The organism is Shouchella sp. JSM 1781072 (assembly GCF_041949915.1).
Lineage (GTDB): Bacteria > Bacillota > Bacilli > Bacillales > Bacillaceae_D > Shouchella.
The window spans coordinates 636,077-662,990 of record NZ_JBHFQE010000003.1 but is presented as its reverse complement, the minus strand read 5'-3'; the positions used below and the strand labels follow the sequence as shown (position 1 = coordinate 662,990).

Here is a 26,914-nt window from a genome sequence, read left to right as displayed (position 1 = left end):
ATAGTAGATGAGAAGATAGAGGTGGGGGAAATATGAAGCAGAAAAACATAAGTTTAAAGTGGAAATTAATGTTTGCATTTGGATTGATGTTACTTATACCAAGTCTCGTAATTGGGGTGTTTTCGTATTTAACAACGCGCGATAATGTTGAAGAAACGATGCATGCACAAGCGGAACAAATGACGTCCAACGTTCATTCGTCTGTACAGCAATATATGGAGTTACAGACAGAGTTGGCTTTTTATATGGGGAGTACGGTAGATGGGTCCCAGTCAGCGGATGAACTTGCATCGGAGCTGGACGCTTTGCTTAGAGAAAATGAACGAATTCATGAGCTTTATATTGTAAATAGCTCTGGAGAAGGGGTTGCGATTCAACCGGATGGGAATACGGAAGATGTCGCGAATACGGAAGACTTAGCCGACAATTATGGCATTCATGAATTTACGTGGCTACGAGACGTGATTGCAAGACAAACCGATGTTGCGGTCAGTGAACCATTTTTTAATAGCGAAGAAGATGCGGATATTATTTTCGCTTCGTTATCAAGTGATCGAGAGCATGTTGTCGCGATGCGTGTTGATTTTAATCCGATTTTAAACTATGTGGCAGATGCGTCAATTGGGAGTACAGGCTACTTATTCTTAGTTGACCACCTTTCAAGAGTCGTCTATCATCCGGTGCTCGAATCTGGAGAATACATACCCGCTACTCTTAGTTCTTTATTTGTCGAGGAAGGCGAAGCAGGACAATTTCAGTTTCAAATGGATGAGGGGGAGCCAAGAGAAATTACGTATGATACGGTTTCACCTACAGGATGGATTCTCGCAGGTGCGATGTTGCCGAATGAAGTTCGGCAACTAGTGGAACCAATTTTAATTACGATGATTATTGTTGTTGTCGTGACGCTTATCATCGGATCCGTCATTATTTTTGGTGTAGTTCGTGCGATTGTACGTCCGATTGCCGGCTTATCAGAAGTGGCGGCGGTTATTAGTAAAGGAAATTTAAGCTCTACCTATAAAGTGAAATCAACCTTTAGAGATGAAGTGGGTGTGCTCGCAGAGTCTTTTGATGAAATGAGGCAATCCCTTATTGCGACGATTACAGGGATTCGAGATAAATCAACGTATTTAGCAGCTTCATCAGAAGAACTCCAGGCAAGTACAGAGCAGAATATGCAGGCAACCGAGCAAATTACGTTAGCCATTCAGGAGGTATCTGGCAGTGTGGAAGAGCAAACTTCGAGTATGGATCAAGGCAAGTCTGCTGCAACAACCATTTCAACTGGAATCCATGGCATCCAGCAATCAACGACTCTTGTAACCGAAGCGGTAAAAGACGCTGTACAAGCTGTGCAAACTGGACAAGAAGGGATAAAAAGCAGTGTCGAACAAATGAATACCATTCAACAAAAAGTACGATCCATTTCTACGACTGTTGAAAGCCTAGAGCAACAAGCAGGAACGATTAGCCAAGTTAGTCAAATGATTTCTGATATTGCAGAACAAACGAATTTGCTCGCTTTGAACGCATCCATAGAGGCTGCACGAGCAGGTGAAAATGGACGAGGCTTTGCTGTTGTCGCGGATGAAGTTCGAAAATTAGCAGAGCAATCAAATAATGCGGCCAAAACCGTGCAGGAGCACATCAACAACGTGCAGGACGAGACACAAGTTGTTGTACAAGAAATGATTGCTGGTGAGGGAGAAGTCGGAAAAGGTGTGACCATTATTGAAGAAGCAGGGCAATCGTTCTCTTCAATAAAAGCACATATGAATCAGGTGACAGAGAAGATTTCCCTTGTTACAGAAGAAGTGAAGACAATGGCTAATCAGACAGAGCAGTTCATTCAGTCTTATGACCAAATTTCAACTGCGAATGAAACAACTTCTGCAAGCATGCAAAATGTATCGGCATCGACAGAAGAACAGCTCGCTTCAATGGAGGAAATTTTGAGCTCAACGACGAACCTTGCAGAACTAGCAGATGAACTAGAAGACATGATTGCTAAATTTGAGTGGAACGACTAATTTCGACAGCCTGTTAAATGAGTTTGGCGTCGTTCTATACCAATTCAACGTTTAAGGATGCAAGGAAAAAGGAATGAATAGTACATCCCTGTTGAAAACGAGGTGGACGAAACATGAATAAACTCATATTAGTTTACAAAGATGAAGATTTGAACCAACCAAAAGAAGTTTGGGTTGGTGGTGAAGCAAATGATGAAGAGAATAACTCAACATTTGAGGCAATTGCAGCCGAGTTTGATGAATATAAGGTAGAGGCAACAGAGAAGAATGAACCGCATATTACATTAAAGCTTGAGCCTATTGATGGTGAAGAACCTAGTTCGTATGTAAGAGATATTACTTTAAAAGCAGAGCAAAAAGACAATGTTGTACAAGTATTAAAGCAACGAGTTGAATAACAGGAAGACGGCGCCCCTCTTAATGTACGAGGAGCGCCGTTTTTTTGTAGTAGGTATTGTCCGTTACTTAAAAGAAATCATGTAAAGTAGGTTGTTCGGTTGGTAACGTTTGTAAAAAAGCGTGAACATCATTGCGTTCGCCGGTTATCAGTCCTGTATCTCTAAAAAACTCCGGACGTCTGTAGCCCATTAATAAGCTCGATGCAACTTGTATCGTCATAAAAATGGTCGGCGGTGCACTCGTTGGTTCGCACGTAACATGGCTCTCTTGAATCGATAAAGAGAACGTCTGATCATTCCATGCAGCACATTCATCTTGAATGCGAATCGTAAATTGCCCCTCTTCTTTAAATGGGAGCATGGCTATAAATTGCGAGAAGTCCACGATTCGCGCCATAAAGTACGGTTTCGTTTCCGCTGAAGTTAGCGGGTCCGGTAAGAAAAAATGCATTCCTTTTGATTCAGGTACAGTGAGGGTAGCTTCTTGAAGCATAGAGTCGTGCTGACCAATGAAGTGAAGCAACGCCTTTAAAGCGGCTTGATTTACGTAGACAAACTCTTCTGTTTTCCACTTTGAATTCTCTATGTGATAAACAATGTATCCCATTGGTGTACCATCGGCATCTTCATAAAGAACCGTTTCATTTTCTTTAAAGCCTTCTTGCTTTCTTGCCCACCAGTCATCATCTCGATGGAGCATGCCGTGACAAATGCTTTGTTCATAAACGGTTTTTATACGAGAATCTGTATAGGAAGTTCGATTCAATGAGCCCTCAATGTTTGGGAGAGGAAGAGGGAGTTGGTCTTTCCTTAACGTGTAGGTCACTTCATCACATAAGATCTCCCACCCAAATTTTCGATAAAACGGTACGGAGAATGGGGCTAAATAAGAGATAAGCTGACCGTTTTCTTTCATTTGTTCAAGGCTATGGAGCAAGAGTTTACGGACGCTCCCTCTTCTTCGGGCCTCCGGGTAGGAGGCTACGCTAGCAATTCCACCCATAGGAATGATGGTATTGTACAAATGAATATGTAAAGATAATAATGTTAACTTTGAGATGATTCTGTCATTATCCTTGATACCAAACTGTGAAGCCTTCACACTTGCCCATTGCGTTCGTGCAAATTCCGTTTGTTCTTGCGTTGGTTTTGCTTGAAACGCATAGCGACTCAATTGAAAGGCTTCATCAAAATCAGCCGTTGTTAATGATTTCACTGTCATTCAATTCCCTCCTTCATACGTTCTAGTGTAACATGAGTCGTGAAGGATAAGAGACTATGATACAATCGAAAAAAGAAGAACATTTTGGAGTGATCATGATGACAAGTAAAGCAGTAGATTATTTACAAGCACACCGAGAAGCGATGCTAGATGAATTAAATGAGTTTCTAAAAATAAAAAGTGTGAGCTCCTTGTCAGAACATAAAGCAGACGTAGTGGAAGCCGCAAACTGGTTAGAGCGCCAATTGTTGCATGCAGGGATGGAAAAGGTGGAAGTGATCCCGACAGAAAAACATCCAATCGTCTATGGTGAATGGCTGAAAGCTGGTGAAGATGCGAAGACGATTTTAATTTATGGTCACTATGATGTGCAGCCAGTTGATCCTTTGCATTTATGGGAAACAGAGCCATTCCAGCCTACTGTTCGAGACAATAAACTATATGCTCGAGGCGCAAGTGATGATAAAGGTCAAACCTTCATGCATATTAAAGCAGTCGAAGCGATGCTTAAATCAGAAGGTGAGCTTCCGTTTAATGTGAAGTTTTTAATTGAAGGAGAAGAAGAGATCGGTTCGCCGAATTTAGATGGATTTGTTGAAGCAGAAAAAGAACGACTTCGTTCGGATGTACTTGTAATTTCAGATACACCGATGTTAGAACCTGGAAAACCTGCAATTTGCACAGGTTTAAGAGGGCTTGCGGCGATCGAATTAACGGTTAAAGGTGCAAAAGGGGACTTACATTCTGGCCTGTACGGTGGTGCAGTTCCAAATGCACTCCATGGTTTGGTAGAGCTTTTAGGCACAATGAGAAGCAAGGATGGCGATATTGCTGTTCCAGGTTTTTATGAAGGTATTGAAGCTTTAGCGGATGAAGAAAAGGAAAGTTTAGCTGCACTAGGCAGTGGAGATGAAAGCATGAAAGCCGAAACAGGCGTTTCAGCTCTTGTTGGTGAGAAAGGCTACACATCTCGTGAGCGGACTTGGATTCGCCCAACGCTTGAATTTAATGGAGTGTTTGGAGGCTTCCAAGGAGAAGGGGTAAAAACCGTTATTCCTGCAGAAGCAACAGCAAAGATTACGTGCCGATTGGTTCCTGGACAAGACCCAGAAGATATTTTAGCGAAAATTGAGCAACATATTGAGGCAAATACGCCAGCAGGTATGTCGGTTACGACGCAACGTCACGATACAGGCAAACCGTTCGCTGCACCGGTGACGGATCCAGCTTTCGCTGCGGCTGCTAGAGCGTATGAAAAAGTGTATCAAACAGAAGTAGCCTATACTCGAATGGGTGGATCGATTCCAGTTGTTGAGACTTTTGATGTACAATTAAACGTCCCAATCATCTTAATGGGCTTTGGACTACCTAGTGAGAACTTTCATGCACCGAACGAACATTTCCACCTTGAAAATTTTGATAAAGGATTGGAAACAATTCTTGCGTTTTGGGAAGAATATAACAAGTTAGGTTAAAACAAAAGGATGAGTAAATACTCATCCTTTTTCTCTTTAAAGGCTCTTTTGTGTTGAAGTTCAGAACACGACAGACCATTTCAGTTTGTAGTACACTAGGAGTGGAATGAGTGCATTGTGGGAAGGGGTCATGTAGCATGTCAACGGAAGAAAGACCAGAAATAAAATTAATCGCGCTAGATATGGACGGTACACTATTAAACGATAATCATGAAATCTCTCCTGGCAATCGAGAGGCTATTATCGAAGCGAGGGAATTAAACGTTCCAGTCATGATTGCTACCGGTAGAACGCGGGCAACGTGTGGAAGTTATGCGCAATCGTTAGGTCTGCAAACGTTCTTAGTTACGGCTAATGGCGGCGAAATTTATAACAAAGACGGCGATTTAATCCATGCTACACACTTACACGAAGATGCAGTGAATCATGTATACGAATTAAGAGAGCGATACGGGGCTCATGTATGGGCAGCCTCATCAAATGGACTATTTCGTGGTGACTTACCTGAGGATCGCCACAATTATCAATGGTTAAAGTTTGGATTTGATACAACCGATGATGGCGTCCGTAAAGAGATTGTGGCGGAACTAACTGAAAGAGGACTTACAGAAATAACAAATTCGAGCCCAACCAATATCGAGGTGAATGCCATTGGTATCAATAAAGCGAGTGCCATTAAATTGGTATGCGATGAGTTGGGGATTGATATGCAGCATGTGATGGCTGTTGGTGACAGCTTGAATGACATTGCCATGATTCAAGAAGCTGGACTGGGTGTTGCGATGGGAAATGCGCAAGATCTCGTGAAACGAAAAGCAGATTGGATAACGGCAACGAACGTGAACGATGGTGTAGCGGCCGCTATTCATCGTTGGGTGGTTTTACCGAAGATGGAAGCGAATAAAGAAAACCACAATGGAAATGATTTCTAATTGATTCTTAAGACGTCACTCTGCATACAGCAGGGTGGCGTTTTTTGTACATAGATTGTAAAAAGGAACGGAAAGATAAGGGAATAAGACTAGGTGAGTAGTATTTTTTTCTTTGACAAAAAGTAAATCAAAGTTGTTGACAATTTTGGACAAGGGAATTAAAGTTGCATTAGAGAAACTTTATTGTGGACAGGAAATAAATGTTGATTGTTGCATACAAATAGATATAGCGGATGGGAAAAAAGGAGGAAATCAGCATGAAGAAGCACGTATTAGGGTTTACAGTTTTATCAGTAGGGATGATGCTTGCTGCATGTAATGATGGAGATGACACAGGTGGAACGACGGACGAGACGGAAGGTACCATTGACGTCGTGGCTACGATTGGTCAAATTGGAGAGCCATTATCGGTTATTGCTGGAGATTTAGCGAATGTACAAACACTTATGGGGCCAGGCGTAGATCCACACGTGTATGAAGCGTCTCAAAGTGATATTCGGTTATTTCAGGAAGCAGATCTTATTTTCTACAACGGTCTTCATTTAGAAGCTCAATTAACGGACGTTTTTAATGGCGTGGATTCAAATGCGTATGCGATTGGCGAAACGGTTGATACAGGACATTTGCTTGAAGATGAAGAAGAAGCGGGCATGGATGACCCGCACATCTGGTTTGATGTAGTATTATGGGAACAAGCATTAGATTCAGCAGTTGAAGAATTAAAAGAAGTTTTACCTGAACATGCAGATGAATTAGAAGAAAACAAACAAGCCTATTTTAATGAGTTAGACGAATTATACACATATGCAACAGATACAATCGCACAAATTCCAGAAGAGCAGCGTATCTTAGTAACGGCACATGATGCATTTCAATATTTCGGCGAGATGAACGACATTGACGTTATGGGGATTCAAGGGTTAAGTACAGAATCAGAAGCTGGAATTTCTGATATTCAATCAACGATCGATACGATTGTAGAAAAAGAGGTCCCAGCTGTATTTGTAGAAAGCAGTGTAAATGATTCAACTGTTCAAGCTGTTATAGAAGGTGCTCAACAAGCCGGACATTCCATTGAGCTTGGGGGAGAATTATTCTCAGATGCAATGGGCGAAGAAGGCACTGAAGAAGGAACGTACATTGGCATGTATCGCCACAATGTCGATACCATTCACTCAGCTTTGACAGCCTCCGAATAACTTCTATGAGCGTGTTGAGCAGATTAAGGAGATGAACGACCATGAGTGTACTAGATGTAGCGAACATTAGTGCAGCCTATCGCAAAAACACAGTTTTGAAGAACGTTAGTTTTACGGTTGAAAAAGGTTCCTTGACAGGTATTGTTGGACCGAATGGCGCAGGAAAGTCAACGCTTATTAAAGCGCTACTTAACCTGCATCCACCTTTACATGGTCAAGTTCGATTCTTTGACTCAACATTAAAAAAACAAAAATCTCGCGTTGGCTATGTTCCACAGCGAGGTTCAGTAGACTGGGATTTTCCAACCAATGCATTAGATGTTGTGTTAATGGGGCTTTATCGTCATATTGGATGGCTTAGGTGGCCAAAGAAAAAACATAAAGAAAAAGCAATGGATGCCCTGCGGAAAGTAGGGATGGAAGATTTTGCAAAAAGGCAAATTAGTCAGCTATCTGGTGGTCAGCAGCAGCGCGTCTTTTTGGCTCGAGCACTCGTGCAGAACGCAGATCTTTATTTTATGGATGAACCGTTCGCTGGCGTAGATGCTGCTACAGAGCGAGCGATTATGGATATTTTGAAGCAACTGCGTCAAGATGGCAAAACCGTACTCGTTGTCCACCACGATTTGCAAACCGTAGCCGATTATTTTGATCACGTCTTGTTTTTAAACAAAACCGTCATTGCACACGGCAAAACAGAAGACATCTATACAACGTCGAATATTACGAAGGCGTATGGAGGCGCAGTGCACATTATTAAAGAGGAGGCACTATCTAATGGAGATTCTAGCGTCAATTAATTTTCAATGGGTGCTCCTAAGTGCAACGTTTCTTGGTATAGCTGCTGGAATGTTTGGTACGCTTGCTTATTGGAAGCGACAAAGCTTGATGAGTGATGCCCTTTCTCATGCTGCTCTTCCAGGTGTTGTGATCGCTTTTATGATTATTAATGAAAAGAATTTCTTTATTCTCATCTTAGGTGCAGCCATAAGTGCATTGCTTGGCGCATGGTTTATTCACGTCATTCGTACATCATCTAGAATAAAAGAAGATACGGCAATGGGAATTATCCTGTCTGTTTTCTTTGGAGCTGGTATTGTCCTACTTACCTTGGTCAATCGCTCTGGCGGGGGGAATCAAAGTGGTTTAGATACGTTTATCTTTGGTCAGGCTGCAAGCATGGTGCGAATGGATGTTTATACGATGGTCATTCTAGCTATTGTTGTCATCTTTCTCATTACACTCGCTTATAAAGAATGGAAGTTATTCTTATTTGATCCTGAGTTTGCACGAGGAATTGGTTTATCGTCACGAGGTATGGATATTGTCTATATGATTGGCCTCGTGACAACAATTGTCATTGGCATTCAAGCGGTAGGTGTTATTCTAATGGCGGCTTTATTAATTATTCCTGCCGTTAGCGCTCGATATTGGACACAGTCGTTTAAAGTAATGCTCCTATTATCGGGTGTATTTGGGGGCTTATCTGGAGCGATTGGAACATTCTTCAGTGCGCAAGGTCCTAGCTGGCCGACGGGACCATTCATTGTGTTATCGGCATCTGTCTTTTTCGTTTTTTCCTTGTTCTTTGGAAAAGAGAAAGGCTTAATTGCAGAACGCATTGAATTTAAAGCCCAGCAAAAACAAGCATTTGCCCAGAATGAAGCACCTGGTGTATTGAAAGAAGGTGGAGGCGAATGATTTCTTATGAAGGCTGGATTTTAATTACCGGTGCGCTAGTAGGAATTACGTGTGGAATCGTCGGTGCCTACTTGATCTTACGACGAATGGCGATGATGGCTGATGCGATTAGCCATACTGTACTTTTAGGTATAGTGCTTGCATTTCTGATTACGCAAAGTATGGAAGGTATGCACATGTTAATCGGCGCTGCATTAGCAGGGTTATTAACAACCTTTTTGGTACAGTGGTTTCATTCAAAAGGCGTACAGCATGACGCTTCCATTGGTGTCGTCTTTACGTCATTATTCGCCATTGGTGTTATCTTGATTTCGACTTCGGTTGGAAACGTGCACTTAGATGTACAGCACACGCTAATGGGTGAAATTGCGTTTATCCCGTTTAATACAACGACAGTGTTTGGCTTAGAAATTCCCGTGGCAACGTTAATGCTGGTGATCGTTCTGATCATCGTGCTAGCATTTATTCTTTTATTATATAAAGAATGGAAGTTGCTCGCATTTGATTCCGCTCTTGCACTAAGTTTAGGGCTACCAGTTATGTTCTTACATTATTTATTTATGGGGCTTGTCTCTATCACAACAGTCGCTTCTTTTGATGCAGTTGGTGCAATTATGGTAGTCGCCATGCTAATTACCCCAGCAGCTGCAGCTTATTTATGGACAGAGCGCTTGTCGGTCATGATTGTGCTGAGTGCTTTATTTGGTGCAGTTTCAGCGATAAGCGGCTATTATGTTGCTTACTGGATTGATAGTTCGATTTCAGGATCGATGGCAATGATGACAGGAGTGGTCTTTATTATAAGTTTTGTCTTCTCGCCTTCACATGGCTTATTGTCAAAATGGATTCGACCGAATAAAAAGAAAAACGAAAAAGCGCATGCATAAGCATGGGCTTTTTCATTGTAAGCTTGCTTGTTCCTGTAAAAATCGTAGCTCTTTAGAGAGTCGAGCAAACTCATCATGATTTCGGTCATCCAACGCTTTGTCAATCGCAGCCCGTAACCGTGTTCGTTCATTTTCTACATCCACATAGTCTAAAAAGGCATTGGTTTCTTTTTCGTCTTGTTGATTTTGTTTATATTGACGATAAGAGCGGTGGATAGGCGTTTCAAGCAATTGTCGATACGAATGATGGATGTCACGACCATAAAAATGGACAATCAAATAAATGGGACTTGATGGATGTGTGGTGATGTCATCAAGCGCTTTAGACACATCCTCCGTTTTTTGACCATCATACACGTAGCGGAAACCAGGTTCATCCGATTGAGTACTAGCAACAACAAGTGTGCGTCTTTGAGGTTGAATCGTTTCCGTTAACCGGAGTTTCGATAAAAGATGGGGCGACGATTGAATGTGTACAAGAAGTGCACGTGCGTCGCGATGTTTTAAATAATGATGATCAACAAACCATTTTAGAAATTGTTTCTTTCCTAAATCACTCAAGCGTCGTCCCTCCTCTCCTCGTTCTATTAAAACACGAAAGCAGCCGCATCTCTAGTTAAGAGAGCGGCTGCTGTATGTGTGCGAAAATTAGAATGTGAAGTTTTCACCTTGATTCGTAACCGCAACGATGACCTTACCTTGGTCAAGTTGTTCTTCAAGCTGCTCTGCTTCATTTTCGGAGAAACCTAATTCTTCAAACTTAGCTCGCAGTTCGTCCCCTTTGCTACGGAACGTATTCTTGATTGATGTGCCAAGTCCTGTTTCAGAAGCAGTAATTGTGTTTGCATCTGCATTATCTGCTACACGATCTGTGCGATCATCATCGTGAGTAATAACGTAAATATCGTCTTCCATCACGTTCTTTTCTTTCAATGCTTTAACAATCGTAACAACTTCTTCATCGTTGTAGAATTCTTTGTATACAGGTTTCATTTATATCGCCTCCTGATCTATAAAATACCCTAGGAAAAATTGAATGAAACATAAAAAGGATAGGACATTTGAATCAAAATAAGTTGGGACATCAAATGACTAAGGTAACCCGTTGTTGTTTTACGGTTCAAATCTGCTTCAGGAGGGCGCCCGCGGCTTGTTCACTTCAACAATAAAAAAAGCCCTTCAGCGGCTTCACTTTTTTCAGTGTCGACTTTGAAGGGACATCGTATCTTTGGATCAATTATCTTATAATCGTGTTACCTCGGTCTCTAAACCTTAAAACCTAGATGGCTGGCGGACGTTCTTCATTTTTGATAATCCGTTTTTCTAAAATAAACGGTCCAAAAGGCACAATGGATGCAAGTGTTGCAAGAACAGTCGTCTTTAAAGTCCATTGTTTACTAAAAAAGAAATTCACAACGAAGAGCATGTAAGCAATAAAAAGAACCCCATGTGCCATGCCAACAACGCTAACAAATTCAGGGACGTTCCATATGTATTTAAGCGGCATAGCTAAAAATACGAGTAAAATCAACGAAATCCCTTCAATATAACTTACCCATTTAAACATCAAACCCCACCTTTCTTACTTAGTATAGCAATCTTTTGGGACAATATGTGTAAGGAGTCAATGTGTCATAAGATTTTCACAGGTTTTATGAATCTATTCGTTCTGGCACCCATTGATAGGCATAGGAGACATCTTTATTTAGCTGTTTTGCATGCAGTTCCGCTTCAAAAAGATCATTGAAAACCAAGTCTTCATTGCTATCTTGAAGTTTAAATGATTTTGTTATACCGTCAATGGTACAGACAAGCTTGTACATGTCATCACTCCCATGGAGTTTTTTAATTAAGTATGCTCTTTTTAACTTGTAAAAGATAGAGTGAAAAGACATTTTTAATGAACGTTGTGACCGTTATTGAACAAAAAATAGATATGCTATACTACAGTTGAGGTGAGACCATGCATAAACGTACGACAATTGACCAAACCGTGGTGAATGAAAAAATAGAGAAACAAATAAAACAAGGATATCCTCTTCTTGAAAAAGATTGGTTTCAACTTGACCAGCACGAAGAGGGTACCCTCATTAATATAAACACGAAAAATAATCGCTTTTTAGCGAAAGCTTATATTGGAAAGCAAAATGTTGGCAGTGGTTGGGTGTTAACACGTGATCAAACGGAACAGATTAACCAGTCCTTTTTTACACGAAAGTTGAAAGAAGCGATTGAAAAGCGGTCGTCTTTTTTCCAAGCTAAAGAAACAACTGCCTTCCGCTTGTTTAATAGTGAAGGCGATGGCATTGGTGGGCTTCAACTCGATTACTACGCCGGTTATCTTGTGGTGACATGGTACAGCCAAGGGATTTACACCTTTAGAAACCTAGTGTTGCAAGCGATTCGCGATACGATCTCGTTTGAAGGCGTGTATGAAAAGAAACGGTTTGCCGAAGACGGGTCATATACCGGCGAGGATGACTTTGTAGAAGGGACACGTGGTGAATTTCCGCTGCTAGTAAAAGAAAACGGGATTACGTATGCCACGTACTTAAATGATGGTCCGATGACTGGAATCTTTCTCGATCAACGTCTCGTTCGGAAGCAAATTATGGACAAGTATGCCGTTGGTAAGCGGGTTTTGAATCTCTTTTCATACACAGGTGCATTTTCTGTCGCTGCAGCTATGGGAGGCGCAAGCGAAACAACAAGCGTCGATTTAGCCAATCGTAGTCGAGAAAAGACCGAAGAACAGTTTTCAGTGAACGGGATTGACCCTGAATCACAACGAATTGTCGTGATGGATGCATTTCGCTATTTTCAGTATGCCAAGAAAAAGGAACTCGTTTATGATCTTGTCGTTCTTGATCCACCGAGCTTTGCCCGCTCGAAGAAAACAACGTTCCGCGCTGCAAAAGACTATTCGAAATTAGTGGAAGAAACGATCCCTTTATTAAGCCGCGGTGGCGTACTTGTTGCATCAACGAATGCAGCGAACGTCACATCAAAGCAGTTTAAGCGGATGATACACGATGCGTTCCAAGCACACAATTTGTCGTACGGTATTCTCGAAGAACATCGCGTTCCTGTTGATTTTGCCTCCACGAGCGCGTATCCAAAAGGAAGCTATTTAAAAGTATTATTTATAAAAACAAAAGGATGATTTGATGAAGAAAAAAGCGATTTTAGCAGAAAAGCCTTCCGTCGGACGGGACATTGCCCGTGTACTTGGTGCCAATCAAAAGGGAAACGGCTTTTTTGAAGGAAAGGAATATATTGTGACGTGGGGGCTGGGCCATCTGGTTACACATGCAGACCCTGAACATTACGGAGAACAATATAAAAACTGGCGTTTAGAAGAGTTGCCAATGCTACCAAAGCGTCTGGATCTTGTCGTTATTAAGCAAACGTCTAAACAGTTTCATACCGTAAAAAAGGTGTTAAATCGTCAAGATGTCGGGGAAGTCATCATTGCAACGGATGCAGGACGTGAAGGGGAGCTTGTGGCTCGCTGGATTCTAGCGAAAGCCCACGTGAAAAAGCCGCTTAAACGGCTGTGGATTTCTTCTGTCACAGATAAAGCGATTAAAGACGGCTTTAAGAAGCTTAAAGATGGACGCCAATATGAAAACCTTTTTGCCGCAGCTGAAGCAAGAGCAGAAGCGGACTGGTATGTAGGGATTAATGGGACTCGAGCATTAACAACAAAGCACAATGCGCAGTTATCATGTGGTCGTGTGCAGACACCAACACTTGCGATTTTAGCGACACGAGAAAAGACGATTCAGTCGTTTAAGCCAACGCCGTACCATACGCTACAAGCGAATGTTGAAGGAGGCACAACATTCCGTTGGTATCATCGCAAGTCTGGTGATGAGCGGATATTTAATGAAGAAGATGCAAAAGCCTTAAAAGACAAAGTAAAAGGAAACGCGCTAACGATTACAAGCGTAAAAGCTAAGAAAAAACATACGTCTGCGCCAAATTTGTATGATTTAACAGAACTACAACGTGAAGCCAATAAGCGATATGGGTATTCAGCGAAAGAAACCTTAGGCGCCTTGCAGAAGTTGTATGAACAGCACAAAGCGGTTACGTATCCAAGAACAGACTCTCGTTTTCTTTCTTCTGATCTTGTCGACACACTTAAAGATCGCTTAAAAGCGATTGATGTTCAGCCGTTTCGAAAAACAGTGCTGGAAGCATCGAAACTTGGTATAAACCACGCCAAGAAACAGATGGTAAATGATGCAAAAGTATCAGATCACCATGCGTTAATTCCAACAGAACAAGCGCCACCGATAAGCGCCATGAATGATAAAGAAACCAAGCTTTATTATTTAATCGTTCGTCGCTTTTTGGCCAATTTTTTCCCGGCAAGTGAATCCGAGCAAACGGTTGTTGAAGCAGAGGTTGCCAATGAACTGTTCCGAACAAAAGGGGAGCGCATGATTTCTCAAGGCTGGCGTCAGAATGAAGACGAGGAACAGGCAAAAGAAAGCAAACTTCCGAAGTTTACAGAAGGAGAGAAGCTTTCTCTTAATAGTGTAGAGTTAAAACGTGGCGAGACGACACCGCCTGCTCGTTTTAATGAAGCCACGTTGCTTACCGCGATGGAAAAGCCTGCGCAATTTATGGAAGAAAAAGACGCGCAGATTTCAAAGACACTTGCTGAAGCAGGTGGAATCGGTACGGTTGCGACCCGAGCGGATATCATTGAAAAGCTGTTTTCAAGCTTTTTAATCGAAAAGAAAGGGAAAGATCTTTTTGTAACATCCAAAGGAAAACAGCTGCTTGATCTTGTTCCAGAAGAATTGAAATCACCAGCGTTAACGGCAGAGTGGGAGCAACGACTTGAAAAGATTGTCCAAGGGAAAGAGCAAAAGAGTGCGTTTATTGCCGATATGAAACAATACGCACAATCCGTCGTTGGACAAGTAAAAGCTGATACAACCACATTCCGCCATGATAATAAAACAGGTGAAAAATGTCCTGAATGTGGCAAGTTTCTCCTTGAAGTGAACGGAAAGAAAGGCAAAATGCGCGTCTGCCAAGATCGTGAGTGTGGCTACCGTAAAAACATCGCAATGACAACAAATGCTCGCTGTCCGAAATGTAAGAAAAAGCTTGAGCTTCGGGGTCAAGGAGAAGGGCAAGTATTCGCTTGTGTGTGCGGCCACCGTGAAAAGAAAGCCCAGTTTGAAGAACGCCGCAAACAAAGTAAAAATAAAAACGTCTCCAAACGTGAAGTGAATAATTATATGAAGAAGCAAAACAAAGATGATGATTTCTCAAACTCTGCTTTAGCCGATCAATTAGCAAAGTTAGGGTTAAATAAAGATAAATAAGATACTTCATTTGAATGAGTCTCAGAACTGATCCACAAGGTGAAACGTTCATTTTAAATGACGAACGCGAGCCTCAGCCATTCCGCAAAAAACGCTCCATTGTCTTCATACTCGCCCTTGCCAGCCAGTGTGAAACCAAAAAGAAGCATGTCGTAACGCGACATGCTTCTTTGTCTTTACAAAACGTTTATAATCCTTCATTTCATTCAAACACGGACTTTACATTCTTTTTGTAAAGTAAGGATGTAGGAAAATTAGTGGGTGAGGAGAGGATGACAGATGAAAAAGAAATGGACAGCCTATGGTTTAGTTGCTGCGGTGACAGTTGGATTAATCGGTACAACGACAGGTGCTTCGGCAAGCGACGATGGAAGCGTAAGCGAACCAAGTAACGGTCCAGCTAAAAATGTGATTTTCCTAATACCAGATGGATTTTCGCAAAGCTATGCGAACAGCTACCGAATGTATAAGGAAGAGAGCGAGCCAATCTGGGATGAAAAAGATATGCTCTCTGCTCACGTGAAAACGGAGTCCAATGATGCAGCGATTACCGATTCAGCAGCTGCTGGAACCGCTTTTGCTACAGGACAAAAAACAAACAATGGCGTTATTGGTCTTGGTCCAAATGGGCAGTCGTTGCCGTCGATTGTTGATGTGGCAAAAGAAAATGGGAAACGCACTGGACTTGTTGCAACATCTACGATTACACACGCGACACCAGCCGCTTTTGCAGCAGAAGTAGAGTCACGTGGGAACTACACAGAGATTGCCAAACAAATGATTGAAAATGAAAATATTGATTTACTATTTGGTGGAGGAAGAACAGAATTCTTGCCAGAAAGTGAAGGCGGCATAAGAGATGATGAACTCAATCTCGTCTCGTATGCAGAAGAACATGCCTATACATATTTAGAAACAAGAAGACAGTTGATGCAGTGGGATGGAGAGAGCGAAAAACTTCTCGGTTTATTTGCAGAAGAAGCGTTAGAACCTTCGTTGACGCAGCGCAGTGATGAGCCAAGCTTAGGTGAGATGACAGACACGGCAATCGACTTCTTATCACAAGAGGAAGACGGGTTTTTCTTAATGGTGGAAGGGAGTCAAATTGATTGGGCCGGCCACGACAACGATCCGCTTTATGCGATGACGGATACGGAAGCGTTTGAGGAAGCTGTAAAAGTAGCGGTTGACTATGCTGAAGAGCACGAAGATACGCTCGTCGTCATGGTGGGTGACCACGATACAGGTGGTATGGCTGTTCATGCAACAGACGAAGCCAACCCGACGATGTTAAATCAAGTACACGCACTAGGTGCTGATATTGCTGATTCGGTCACCCATAATTATTCGAATTTAGAAGACGTATTAAAAGAGAAAACGGAATTTGAGTGGACGGAAGAAGAAATAGACGACTTAAAAGAAGCTGACTCTTTGAAGCTTGCCATCAACGGTGCGATTAGTGAAAAAACAGGATTTGGCTGGTCGTCTTATGATCATACAGGCATTGATGTGCCCCTCTATGCGTTTGGCGCAGGAGCGGAGTCATTTGATGGTACGATTGATAATACCGATGTTCCAAAGAAAATGTTAGAAGCACTTGGGTTAAATGGATTATAAGCAAAAAAAGCCTCGCCATTCCAGTATCTTGGAGTGGCGAGGCTTTTCACTTATTTTTTAGATATATTCTCTACTAGTTCTTTAATATCGATACCGCTGGACGCTTTTAATGATTCCTGTAAACCGGCCATTAAGTCGGTTGCGTACCCCGTTACACGGTTGGCGCCACCATTTTCACCTGAACCTGTATCAACAACTGTGATTTTATCAATATTTGATAATGGAGAAGATACTTCTCTTGCGTACTCAGGTAACATTTCAATAATCATGCTAAGTTTCGCTGCTTCACCGTATTTCTCGAAGGCTTCGGCAATCTTTTCTTTTGCTTCGGCTTCAGCAAGACCTTTTAATCGAATAACATCTGCTTCTGATTCCCCGCGAGCACGAACGGCTTCAGCTTCAGCAAGACCATCCACGCGGACTTTCTCTGCTTCCGCTTTTGCCATCGCTTCAACGCGGTATTTATCCGCATCCGCTTCGGCGAAGTGCCTGCTTTTCTCCGCTTCTGCTGATTGTTCAACAGAGTAACGATCCGCATCGGCTTTCTTTTTCACTTCCGCATCATATTGACGCTCACGACGGGCGATTTCTTTTTCTTCTAGCTCAATTTGTTTTTGACGCTCGATAATTTGAATTTGCATTTGTTGCTCGGTTACTTCTTGTTTCGATCGTGCTTCTTGTAAGTGGTACGCTTGGTCAGCCTGGGCTTTCGCTTGCTCTTGCTCGCTGCGATAAGCTGCTACTTTTAATTGGTTATTCTTTTCTGATTCGGCAATTTCAGTTGCTCGCTCAATTTCAGAACGCTTCGCTTGCGTGTTCGCATCAGCTTGGCGAATACGGGTTTCTTTTTCCGCTTCCGCTGTAGCAATGTCTGCATCACGCTTCACTTGGGCAATTCTTGGCTTCCCAAGAGATTCTAAGTATCCATTTGTATCTCGTAAATCTTTAATCGTAAAGGAAACAATGACCAGGCCCATTTTCGCTAAATCTTGTGAAGCGACTTTCTGCACTTCTTGTGAAAAGCGCTCGCGGTTCTTGTAAATTTCTTCTACTGTCATGGAACCAAGGATTGAACGCAGGTGCCCTTCAAGTACTTCTTTGGCTTCTTGCTCTCGATCCTCTCTTGATTTTCCTAAAAACTGTTCCGCCGCAGTTGCAATTTCACCAATGGAACCTCCAATTTTAATGATGGCTGTACCATCGGCAATAACTGGAACCCCTTGTTCGGTATAGACTTCAGGCGTTTGAACATCTAATTTACTTGATAATAAGGATAAAGGCTTGGCTTGTTGAAACACGGGCATCACAAACGTACCGCCACCGCGAACGATCTTAATACGGTTGCCTGCATCATCCATGTTCACGTTTTTTCCACCTAAATAACTACCGGTCACAATAAGTGCTTCGTCTGGACCAGCTGTGCGGTATCTCGCTACAAAGACACCAACAAGCACCGCAAGAATGACGACGACAATCCCGATAATGACTAAAATTTCAATTCCCAACTACAATTCCCCCTTAAAGATTAAGATCATCTCGTGCTAATGTTGCGACGTAGGCAATCCCTTTTTCCATCTTCACAATGACCACTTCTGTACCTGACGGGATCACTTGGTTATGAAGACAAGCTGCCGTTTTTGCGATTGTGCCACTGTCGCTTCGCACAACAACTTCGCCAAACCCATCTGCTGGAACCGTCAAAATGACTTCCCCTTGCTTGCCTTCCAAATCCTCATCGCTGTATGCAACCGACTCTTCTGTATGTTGCAAAGGTGTAAGAATAAATAAGTTGAATAATGTCGCTAAACCTAAAGCGATTGCAATAGCGAGTAGACCAGCAACTAAGCTATCGAACGGCGAGAACCGCTCCAACAAATAAGCAGAAGCGCCAAAAAACGCAAGAGTGGACAGAATTAACGTCGGTGAGAGCCAACCATCAAAAATATCAAAGATGCCGTCCAAAACATCAGACAACAATACATAAATAACGGTCAGCCCACCACTAACTAGAAGGATTGTGAAGTAAATCGTTGTAAGCTCCATAATGTTCCCTCCTCTACCTAAGTCTACTTTATATACGGGAGGTATAGGATCAGAAGTTTCAAGAAAATGAAAAAATATTGAATACACTAATTGATTCAATTTCATCATTCGCGTTTGGTGCGAAAACGACGCACAATCTATTAAAATAGCGAATGCTTTTACCATAGGCACAAGCGCGACATCCGTTTGCGCTGCGTGGTCACTTGCGCTCACGGTGTCTTCTTTGCCTTGGGCACGGCCTCAGCCATTATAAAATCTATATCTTGTTAAGGTTTTGTCGTATCCACATAAAATTTTAGCAAAAAGTATATTGGGAAATATCAAATAAATCTTACATTTATTCTTTTTTACCAGTAAAATGGAACTAGATTAAGGGAGGAGGTGGTAGGATGCGAAAAACGATACCATCAGAAGATGTCGGTGCAAAAATTGTAGAATGGTATAGTTGCATTATTGCTCGATCGATGGACGATGCTGTTTTACTACATGAGGAAATTAAGCAGATGCTGAAGAAAATGGAGCCGAGCGACAGCATTCTTGCCTATTATTCACTTGTGGAATATCGATATACGATGATGAGGGATCAAACGACCGATGAACAAGCCGGTGACGAAATGATTGAACGGGTTTCCCCGGCCGTAAGTGAGTCACTAGACAACATGTTAAGGTATATGTACTATTTTGTAAGCGGTCAACATGAGTTTATACATCACCGTTACCGCTCTGCTATTCGCCTATTTCGCAAAGCTGAACGGTTGCTCGAGTATGTGAAAGATGAAGCTGAAGAAGCTGAATTTCAGTATTATATGGGGCTAGCGCTATTAAAGATTAATCACAATGCCTATGCTTGCTCGTACTTAGAAGAAGCGATTGTTATATTTAAACGTCTCGGTTATACAGAGCGAATTATTTTTTCTACAAACATCTTAGCAGGTATTTACTCAATATCCGATATGCATAACGAGGCAAAAGAAATTCTAAACGAAAACATGTCACTGAGCAGTAAGTATCCATATGCTAGACAGCTCGTAATTAATACTATGGGCATTAATGCTTATCGAGAAAGAGAATTCGAGAATGCAAAAAAACATTTTCAGAATAATTTATTAGCTGTAGAATTCCAAGATTATTTTGTCTTTGCACAAGCTCGTTATTGTTTAGCAAGAGTTCTTTTTTTATTAGGTAATCGAACAGAAGCTGAGGAAGAACTGAAACAAGCCTTACATGAGGTGAAGAAACATAAAAATGAAGAATTTTTGATTAGATGCAACATCCTGAAAAAAATATATGTGGAAAATTTTGAAGGTCTGGAACAAGAATTTGATTTGTTAGAAGAGCATAACATGCTTTATGCTTGTGAAGAGCTTTCTAAAGAGCTGTCGACAGTTTTTCAAGAAAAGGAAGAAATGGAAAGAGCACTTGGCTTTATGCAGCGTGCCTATCGTGCTAAACAAAAATCCCTTACGTTAGGAGTTGGGTCAGATTGAAAAAATATCTAATAGCAATTACTATGATTGGGATGATTGCCTTGTTTCCTTTATCAGATCAATCTGTAGCAGCGGATAGTGAGATTCAATCATACGTACACCCTATTGGTGGCCACTAGATATAAAAAGAGACATTAAGCTCTCACTGCAATAACTCTCGGACAAAAAGACTGAATACTGTATCCAGTATCAGTCTTTTTTGTATAGATTGTCTTAGGTTACTTCACCATCCCCCTTCTCCTGTGCTTCAATCTTTTTCACTTTACGGTAATGTGTCTGCATTCCCACATAAACACCAACAGCAATGACCGTAATCGCTAAAGCGACGATCCAAATCCAATACAAGAGTGAGATAAACATAGCGCCTATACCCATTGAACAACACCTTCCTTTTATTGTCATATCTTATAAGTACCCCTTACCCTACAATCCCTATAGTTAAAAGTATGAGAGAAGAAGAACTGTTTATGAGTTTGATTGATAGATGTGATCAATCTTTTCATAAAATAAATTTTGATCATTTATGACGTTATCTACACCTAAGTGAAGTTCACCATTTTGCTTTCGGACTCTGTACTGAATATTTTTTGAAGTAGCCAGATACTCATATGTTGTGCCGTCTTTAAAAGAAACAATTAGCCCATATGCATTTGAGTCGTCGGCACTTTCGACGCAACAGTTTTGCACTTTTATAGGCGTATAAAATAAGTCATATAGAATGGTTTGTTCGTCAATCGTGACTCGGTTTTCTACAGGTAAGATGGATGATTGGTCGTTAACGGGGGCTTGAAAATATACAATGTCTGCTAGATCAGAGTAAGAGAAGTGGTTCATTTCCATATGTTCCTCAAACAGAGTATGTAATGGTTGTGGTGGCGTTGGTTTGTGAAGATACGTGAAGCCTACATAAGCTAATACAAGAATGAAAGTGACGAGCAGTCTTGCAATTTTTCGATTGTGAATGATCATCGTATGCCTCCATAATCATCATTTTCTAACTATTCATTGATTATAACAAAAAAACTGTGTGCCAGTGGCATCACAGTTTAATCTAGTTTCTTTAATGGCTCTTTTGCAGGTCCTTCAATGACTTCGCCTTTGTAAGAGAAGCGTGAACCGTGGCATGGGCAATCCCATGTTAAGTCTGCATGGTTCCAGTTGCATTCACAGCCCATATGGGTACAGGTCGTATCAACGAGATGGAGTGCGCCTTCGTCGTCTTTAAAAGCGCCTGCACGTTTTCCGTTGTGCTTGACGACAGCCCCTTGGCCGTTGTCCAGTTCTCTCACATCTTCGTAGTCGTTTTGAAGTTTTCCTTGGATGAGATGCTTGGCAACATCTGCGTTTTCGGTAAAGGAATGTTTCATACTTGGATCTGAATGAAAGCGCATCGGTTTATATAAATCGGCATACAGGCTATTGCCATCAACAATCAGGTCTGCAAGGACGTGTGCAGCGGTAACGCCGCCGGTCATGCCCCATTTTCGATAGCCAGTTGCAATAAAAACATTGGCTTGCAGGGAGGACAGTGGGCCAATGTATGGAATATTATCAAGAGTCGTTAAATCTTGAGCGGACCATTCTTGTTCTGCTTGGAAATCATTAAATTGTTCATCGGCAAATGTTCGTAAGGCATCATAGTGATTTCGAGCGTCTATTCCTTGCCCAGCTTTGTGATGATCGCCGCCAACTAAAATGTAATGTTTTCCATTCATGGATACTCCACGAAGAGAGCGTTTTGGTTGTTCTGCACTTAAATACATGCCGCCAGCCCAATTGCCGCTCGATGTACCAGCAACGACGTAAGAGCGATCGGCTTTCATCCGTGACATATATAGACCGCCACCATCAATAAACGGAAAGTGTGTTGCGGCAATGACTTGTTTTGCTGTTACAGTATGACCATCATTGGCATGGACAAGTACGGAACCTTTTTCGTGCGACACTTTTTTACAAACGGTATTTTCAAAAAGGTGGGCACCTTTTTTATCCAACTCATCGCATATAAAAGAAAGATAGGCAAGCGGGTGGAACTGAGCTTGGTTTGGCACTTTTAATGCTGCACGTATCTTCATGTTAATTGGTAGATCCGTTACCCACTCATGTGGAATTGAAAGCTGTTCATACGCTTTCTTTTCACGTTTTAAGCGATGTTCCCCGTGATGAGTTGTGGCATACAGGTATGTGTCCTCGTCGGAAAAGCCACATTCAACGTTATTTTTTTGGACGAGGTTACGTACAAATGTAAGAGCGTCTTGTTGGGACTGATAGTACTGCTGTGCTTTTTCTTTTCCGAGATGAGAGAGAAGTTCGTCATAAATGAAATCGTGTTGAATCGTTAATTTCGCTGTACTATGTCCAGTCGTTCCGCGTCCAAATGAGCCAGCATCGAGAACCGCGACTTTTTTTCCTGATTGTGCGAGTAAATAGGCGGATGTTAAGCCTGTAATGCCACCTCCGACAACCGCGACATCAACTTCAATATCTTGATCTAAATGCGGATAAGGTTTATCGTGGGAAGAAAGTTGCCAAATCGACGTTAACGTTTGTTTTGTATCACTCATGTTCGAGCCTCCAAAGTTTATTCTCTCTTTACGATTGACCATTTTTCCTATTTTTAGACGTAGAGCCTCAGATAAAGGTAGATTGTTCGTGATTTTGCCATGTTACGGTTTCCTGAATTGGAGTACAATGAACAAAAAGGTGGGTTTGTAGGAGGCGAATGTTATGAGTAAGAAGATCGAAAATAGTCTTTTGTTTACATGGGTTGTAGCGCTAGTCGCCACACTTGGATCCCTTTACTTTTCAGAGATTGAAGGGTTTGAGCCGTGTGCACTTTGTTGGTACCAGCGAATTTTTATGTACCCGCTTGTCATTCTTATCGGAGTTGGCATTATTCGTAAAGATACAGGCGTGGCCATTTATTCAGCCATTCTATCTGGAATTGGGATGGTTATTGCCATTTATCATTATTCGATTCAGAAATTCCAGGTGAGTGATGATGATGTGTTGGGGTGCGGACTGGTTTCGTGTTCAGGCGAGTATATTAACTGGTTTGGCTTCGTCACTATTCCATTTCTTGCAGGAATCGCATTTATTCTTATTTTTAGTACGAGCTTGTATATCATTAAAAAGCGTAAGGAGGAAGTGGCATGAAGAAGCTTCTTTGGATTGGTGGAGCAGTCGTTGCTGTTTTTATCATTTTAATTGTCATTCAAAATATGGGGCAAAGTCAGCAACTTGAAAATAATACGCAGTACGATACGGATGATTTAGATCCTGCAACAATTGACCAACTTGATGACCCGAACTATCAAAACGTTATTCTGCCAGACGAACTAGAGGAAAAACTGGAGAACGGTGAAGATGCGATTGTGTACTTCTTTTCACCTACTTGTCGCTTTTGTGTGGAAGCAACGCCTGTCTTAATGGACATTGCTGACGATGAAGATGTTTATATTGATCAATACAACGTGTTAGAGTATGAATCAGCATCGTATGGCATTCAATCAACGCCAACGTTAATTGCGTTTGAAGATGGACAAGAAGTTCGTCGTGTGACAGGGAATCAGGAAGCGGAGACATTCCGAGCTTTCCTAAACGGCGAGGAGCCACCTGAAGCTGAATGATTGTAGAAGAGGTTTAGATAAAAGAATATAAACATAGTGAAAAGACGTATGAACGTCTTTTCGTTGTTCACTATTATGTTGTTATAAGAACCCGAGACTCCTGCAGGAAAGCACGTGTCTGAAGACACTGTAGCGAGTATTCGCGAAAGAGGCTGAGGCCGTGCCTGTGTAAAGCGAAGGGTTCTCTTATAGCGCATAATCATTGTTCATTTTTTAAAAAAGAAGTTTTGCTTTTGTGCGCTCCTCGACTCAGGACTAAAGACGCCGTAAAACGGGTATAGTGGGTAACATACCTAGTTGGAGGAGATTGGTTATGGAGAAGAAATTGCGCACCCCGATAAAATGGACAGGAGGAAAAAGACAACTTTTGCCTGTTTTGCATCAACTGGTTCCGACTTCCTATGGAACGTATATTGAACCTTTTGCGGGAGGAGCGGCTTTGTTTTTCTCTTTAGCACCTGAAAAAGCGCTGATTGGTGATATTAATGATCAGCTAGTGGATACGTATCACGTGATTCGCGATCACTCGGATCTTTTGTTACAGGAATTGTCTTTTCATCAAAATCAGGAGGCATATTATTATGCGGTTCGCGATTTAGATCGCTCGACTAGTTTTCAAACACTGTCTATCGTTGAGCGGGCTTCACGTTTTTTATTTTTAAACCGTGTTGGCTATGGGGGGATGTATCGTGTGAATCGAAAAGGACAGGTGAATATGCCGTATGGCCACTATAAAAAAGTGAATATTACAAATGAACAAGTTGTGCGACAAGCAAGTGATTATTTGCAACGTGCTGAAGTGACATTTGTCCATCAAGATTTTGAAGATACGTTGGCAACTGCAAAAAAAGGGGATTTTGTCTACCTTGATCCGCCGTATTTTTCAGAACGATCAACGGCGTTTAATGCGTATGCAAAGACGTTTACGTTATATGACCACATTCGCTTAAAGCGAGTGTTCACGGAATTGGATCGAAACGGTTGTCACGTCATTCTAAGTTTAGGGGAGTCACCGGTTATTCGCGCGCTCTACAGCGAATACAAAGTGTGTACCGTTGAAGTGACGCGATTAGTCAATTCGGATACAAGTGCCCGTAAAGGAAATGTAGAATTAATCATCATGAATGAGTTTGATCAAAAATCAAACATTGCAGAAGGTAAAATAATATGTTAAGATATTTGCTTGAGTACAGATGAGCGCCGATGATGTATAGTTGAAGAATTAGAGATCAAGAGAGCTTTAAGGCTGTCTCGATGTTCAAAGCGAGCCGACGTCCCTGGCTTTTTGCATCAAGACAGCCTTTTCGATGCGTTTAAGGCGCTTAAATTAAAAAAATGAGGAGTTTTTAAAACTTGACACAGTTTGATCAATTTGGTCTGGACACACGCGTTGTTCAAGCCATCACTAACATGGGCTTTACGGAGCCGACACCTATTCAACAGCAAACAATAGAACTTGTAAAAGACGGTGAGGATGTCATCGGCCAAGCGCAAACCGGAACGGGGAAGACTGGCGCATTTGGTATTCCAATGGTGGATCGTATTGACGCATCACAACCGGTTTTACAGGGCCTTGTATTAGCACCAACTCGTGAATTAGCGAACCAGGTTGAACAGTCCGTAAGACAGTTCGGCCGCGAAAAAGGTGTTCGCACAGTTGTTGTATATGGTGGAGAAGACTTTGGTAAGCAAATTCGTGCTTTGAAAGCGAAGCCGCATGTCATTGTTGCAACACCTGGTCGTTTAATGGACCACATGCGTAGAGGAACCGTTCGTTTGCAAACAATCGAAACGGTTGTGCTTGATGAAGCCGACGAAATGCTAAACATGGGTTTCATTGAAGACATTGAAACCATCTTAGCGGAAACACCACGCGAGACAAGACAAACGCTTCTTTTCTCAGCGACAATGCCTCGCCGTATGGAATCATTAGCGAGCAAATTTATGAAAAATCCGAAACGTATTGCGGTTAAAGCAAAAGAAGTGACAATGGAAAACATTGCACAGCAGTACGTTGAAGTACACGAGCGTGAGAAGTTCGATGTGTTCTGTCGTCTACTTGACTTAGAAACACCAGAACTATCGATCGTATTCGGTCGTACAAAACGCCGTGTTGATGAGCTGTCGGAAGCTCTTATTAAGCGCGGATACCGTGCAGAAGGTTTACACGGTGATTTAAACCAAGCGAAACGTAATAGCGTCTTGCGTAAATTTAAGAGCGGGCTAATTGATATCTTAGTTGCGACAGATGTTGCAGCACGTGGACTTGATATTAGTGGCGTTACACACGTATTTAACTTTGATTTGCCGCAAGATCCTGAGAGCTACGTTCACAGAATTGGACGTACAGGTCGTGCCGGTAAATCAGGGATTGCGATTACGCTTTCAACGAAACCTGAACGTGACCACGTGAAGTTAATTGAAAAAGTATCAAAAAAACGCATGACAGCACGTCCGAAACCAACTTATGAAGAAGCGTTAGCTGGACAGAAACAACTTGTACTCAACCAGCTTCGTGACCTTGCATCTGATGAGGAACAGGACCACTATCGTGTGGAAGCAAAAGAAATTTTGCAAGAAACGGATGCTGTTACAGCGCTATCTGCTGCGCTTAAGCTTCTGACAAAAGAGCCAGACGAAACACCTGTAGCACTTACAAGTGAAGCGCCGTTACGTTCGAAAAAGCGTCAAGATGGACGCGGCGGAAATGGTGGCAACGGTGGAAACCGTCGTCGCGATGGCCGTAGCAAAGATCGTCGTAATGCGTATAATCAAAAGCGTAGCAAGAGTAGCGACCAGCAAAAAGGCGGTCAAAAGCGCCAATGGGCGAAACGCTCGTCTTAATAGATTGAAAAACCTGCGAGATTTTCGCAGGTTTTTTTCTGTAAACCCGTTTCTAATTATGATACGATCATAAAAGCATAATGTATTACATAAGTAAGC

27 protein-coding genes are annotated in these 26,914 nt (G+C 42.0%); 17 read left to right on the top strand and 10 right to left on the bottom strand.

The window, feature by feature from the left end:
• Positions 1-32 precede the first annotated feature (32 nt).
• Positions 33-2,033 (top strand): methyl-accepting chemotaxis protein, encoded by a 2,001-nt coding sequence (locus ACE1TH_RS17325; protein WP_255224243.1) that lies wholly within the window; start codon positions 33-35, stop codon positions 2,031-2,033.
• 113 nt (positions 2,034-2,146) lie between these two features.
• On the top strand, positions 2,147-2,431 hold the full coding sequence (locus tag ACE1TH_RS17320; RefSeq protein WP_099304649.1) for a hypothetical protein: 285 nt from the start codon (positions 2,147-2,149) through the stop codon (positions 2,429-2,431).
• A gap of 67 nt (positions 2,432-2,498) precedes the next feature.
• Here the strand turns inward: ACE1TH_RS17320 and ACE1TH_RS17315 are convergent, their stop codons facing one another.
• A complete protein-coding gene (locus ACE1TH_RS17315; protein WP_375079604.1) occupies positions 2,499-3,653 on the bottom strand; it encodes a GNAT family N-acetyltransferase in 1,155 nt (384 codons plus the stop codon).
• A gap of 98 nt (positions 3,654-3,751) precedes the next feature.
• Here ACE1TH_RS17315 and ACE1TH_RS17310 point away from each other — a divergent pair, with 98 nt between their 5' ends.
• The 6 genes from ACE1TH_RS17310 (at position 3,752) to ACE1TH_RS17285 (ending at position 9,847) form a co-directional block, all read left to right on the top strand.
• Positions 3,752-5,128: a dipeptidase gene (locus tag ACE1TH_RS17310; protein ID WP_375079678.1), complete on the top strand. Its 1,377-nt coding sequence runs from the start codon at positions 3,752-3,754 to the stop codon at positions 5,126-5,128.
• A 137-nt stretch (positions 5,129-5,265) separates the two neighbouring features.
• Positions 5,266-6,060, top strand: coding sequence for a Cof-type HAD-IIB family hydrolase (locus tag ACE1TH_RS17305; protein WP_099304646.1), 795 nt, complete (start codon positions 5,266-5,268; stop codon positions 6,058-6,060).
• 257 nt (positions 6,061-6,317) lie between these two features.
• A complete protein-coding gene (locus ACE1TH_RS17300; RefSeq protein ID WP_375079603.1) occupies positions 6,318-7,259 on the top strand; it encodes a metal ABC transporter solute-binding protein, Zn/Mn family in 942 nt (313 codons plus the stop codon).
• A 41-nt stretch (positions 7,260-7,300) separates the two neighbouring features.
• Positions 7,301-8,059 (top strand): metal ABC transporter ATP-binding protein, encoded by a 759-nt coding sequence (locus tag ACE1TH_RS17295; protein ID WP_099304644.1) that lies wholly within the window; start codon positions 7,301-7,303, stop codon positions 8,057-8,059.
• Positions 8,037-8,960: a metal ABC transporter permease gene (locus tag ACE1TH_RS17290; protein WP_099304643.1), complete on the top strand. Its 924-nt coding sequence runs from the start codon at positions 8,037-8,039 to the stop codon at positions 8,958-8,960. Before ACE1TH_RS17295 ends, ACE1TH_RS17290 begins: the two co-directional genes overlap by 23 nt.
• Positions 8,960-9,847: a metal ABC transporter permease gene (locus ACE1TH_RS17285; RefSeq protein ID WP_099304914.1), complete on the top strand. Its 888-nt coding sequence runs from the start codon at positions 8,960-8,962 to the stop codon at positions 9,845-9,847. Before ACE1TH_RS17290 ends, ACE1TH_RS17285 begins: the two co-directional genes overlap by 1 nt.
• A gap of 12 nt (positions 9,848-9,859) precedes the next feature.
• On the opposite strand, the gene ACE1TH_RS17280 is transcribed toward ACE1TH_RS17285, so the two are convergent.
• From ACE1TH_RS17280 to ACE1TH_RS17265, 4 genes are all read right to left on the bottom strand, one after another.
• Complete coding sequence (locus ACE1TH_RS17280; RefSeq protein ID WP_099304641.1) at positions 9,860-10,408, bottom strand: YpiB family protein; 549 nt, start codon at positions 10,406-10,408, stop codon at positions 9,860-9,862.
• A gap of 87 nt (positions 10,409-10,495) precedes the next feature.
• On the bottom strand, positions 10,496-10,840 hold the full coding sequence (locus ACE1TH_RS17275) for a YflT domain-containing protein (protein WP_099304640.1): 345 nt from the start codon (positions 10,838-10,840) through the stop codon (positions 10,496-10,498).
• 286 nt (positions 10,841-11,126) lie between these two features.
• Entirely contained in the window at positions 11,127-11,414 is a 288-nt protein-coding gene (locus tag ACE1TH_RS17270) for a DUF3817 domain-containing protein (RefSeq protein WP_099304639.1), read from the bottom strand.
• A gap of 85 nt (positions 11,415-11,499) precedes the next feature.
• Complete coding sequence (locus ACE1TH_RS17265; protein ID WP_176554447.1) at positions 11,500-11,670, bottom strand: hypothetical protein; 171 nt, start codon at positions 11,668-11,670, stop codon at positions 11,500-11,502.
• A 140-nt stretch (positions 11,671-11,810) separates the two neighbouring features.
• Here ACE1TH_RS17265 and ACE1TH_RS17260 point away from each other — a divergent pair, with 140 nt between their 5' ends.
• From ACE1TH_RS17260 to ACE1TH_RS17250, 3 genes are all read left to right on the top strand, one after another.
• Positions 11,811-13,010: a class I SAM-dependent rRNA methyltransferase gene (locus ACE1TH_RS17260; protein WP_375079602.1), complete on the top strand. Its 1,200-nt coding sequence runs from the start codon at positions 11,811-11,813 to the stop codon at positions 13,008-13,010.
• Positions 13,011-13,014: 4 nt separating this feature from the next.
• The gene (locus tag ACE1TH_RS17255) at positions 13,015-15,195 is read left to right on the top strand and encodes a DNA topoisomerase III (RefSeq protein ID WP_375079601.1); all 2,181 of its coding nucleotides are present in this window, start codon (positions 13,015-13,017) and stop codon (positions 15,193-15,195) included.
• 279 nt (positions 15,196-15,474) lie between these two features.
• Positions 15,475-16,812: an alkaline phosphatase gene (locus ACE1TH_RS17250; protein WP_099304635.1), complete on the top strand. Its 1,338-nt coding sequence runs from the start codon at positions 15,475-15,477 to the stop codon at positions 16,810-16,812.
• Positions 16,813-16,862: 50 nt separating this feature from the next.
• On the opposite strand, the gene ACE1TH_RS17245 is transcribed toward ACE1TH_RS17250, so the two are convergent.
• Together ACE1TH_RS17245 and ACE1TH_RS17240 are read right to left on the bottom strand one after the other, a co-directional pair.
• Positions 16,863-18,317, bottom strand: coding sequence for a flotillin lipid rafts scaffold protein FloT (locus ACE1TH_RS17245; protein WP_303708977.1), 1,455 nt, complete (start codon positions 18,315-18,317; stop codon positions 16,863-16,865).
• Positions 18,318-18,330: 13 nt separating this feature from the next.
• Positions 18,331-18,855, bottom strand: a complete 525-nt coding sequence (locus ACE1TH_RS17240; RefSeq protein WP_255224238.1) for an NfeD family membrane protein — start codon at positions 18,853-18,855, stop codon at positions 18,331-18,333.
• Between the two features lie 389 nt (positions 18,856-19,244).
• Between ACE1TH_RS17240 and ACE1TH_RS17235 the strand changes: the two genes are divergently transcribed.
• Together ACE1TH_RS17235 and ACE1TH_RS17230 are read left to right on the top strand one after the other, a co-directional pair.
• Positions 19,245-20,342 carry a response regulator aspartate phosphatase gene (locus tag ACE1TH_RS17235; protein WP_255224237.1) on the top strand — a complete coding sequence of 366 codons (1,098 nt, stop codon included), beginning with the start codon at positions 19,245-19,247 and terminating at the stop codon, positions 20,340-20,342.
• Positions 20,339-20,461: a hypothetical protein gene (locus tag ACE1TH_RS17230; RefSeq protein WP_255224236.1), complete on the top strand. Its 123-nt coding sequence runs from the start codon at positions 20,339-20,341 to the stop codon at positions 20,459-20,461. Before ACE1TH_RS17235 ends, ACE1TH_RS17230 begins: the two co-directional genes overlap by 4 nt.
• A 94-nt stretch (positions 20,462-20,555) precedes the next feature.
• On the opposite strand, the gene ACE1TH_RS17225 is transcribed toward ACE1TH_RS17230, so the two are convergent.
• The 3 genes from ACE1TH_RS17225 to ACE1TH_RS17215 all read right to left on the bottom strand — a co-directional run bounded on the left by ACE1TH_RS17225 (position 20,556) and on the right by ACE1TH_RS17215 (position 22,906).
• On the bottom strand, positions 20,556-20,717 hold the full coding sequence (locus ACE1TH_RS17225; protein ID WP_375079600.1) for a hypothetical protein: 162 nt from the start codon (positions 20,715-20,717) through the stop codon (positions 20,556-20,558).
• A gap of 90 nt (positions 20,718-20,807) precedes the next feature.
• A complete protein-coding gene (locus tag ACE1TH_RS17220; protein WP_255224234.1) occupies positions 20,808-21,311 on the bottom strand; it encodes a hypothetical protein in 504 nt (167 codons plus the stop codon).
• 77 nt (positions 21,312-21,388) lie between these two features.
• A complete protein-coding gene (locus ACE1TH_RS17215; RefSeq protein ID WP_375079599.1) occupies positions 21,389-22,906 on the bottom strand; it encodes an FAD-dependent oxidoreductase in 1,518 nt (505 codons plus the stop codon).
• Between the two features lie 163 nt (positions 22,907-23,069).
• Here ACE1TH_RS17215 and ACE1TH_RS17210 point away from each other — a divergent pair, with 163 nt between their 5' ends.
• The 4 genes from ACE1TH_RS17210 (at position 23,070) to cshA (ending at position 26,815) form a co-directional block, all read left to right on the top strand.
• Positions 23,070-23,498: a disulfide oxidoreductase gene (locus ACE1TH_RS17210; protein ID WP_375079598.1), complete on the top strand. Its 429-nt coding sequence runs from the start codon at positions 23,070-23,072 to the stop codon at positions 23,496-23,498.
• Positions 23,495-23,971, top strand: coding sequence for a thioredoxin family protein (locus tag ACE1TH_RS17205; protein ID WP_099304623.1), 477 nt, complete (start codon positions 23,495-23,497; stop codon positions 23,969-23,971). The genes ACE1TH_RS17210 and ACE1TH_RS17205 overlap by 4 nt, the downstream gene beginning before the upstream one ends.
• A 313-nt stretch (positions 23,972-24,284) precedes the next feature.
• Positions 24,285-25,145, top strand: coding sequence for a DNA adenine methylase (locus ACE1TH_RS17200; RefSeq protein WP_099304621.1), 861 nt, complete (start codon positions 24,285-24,287; stop codon positions 25,143-25,145).
• Between the two features lie 179 nt (positions 25,146-25,324).
• On the top strand, positions 25,325-26,815 hold the full coding sequence (cshA, locus tag ACE1TH_RS17195) for a degradosome RNA helicase CshA (RefSeq protein ID WP_099304619.1): 1,491 nt from the start codon (positions 25,325-25,327) through the stop codon (positions 26,813-26,815).
• Positions 26,816-26,914 lie beyond the last annotated feature (99 nt).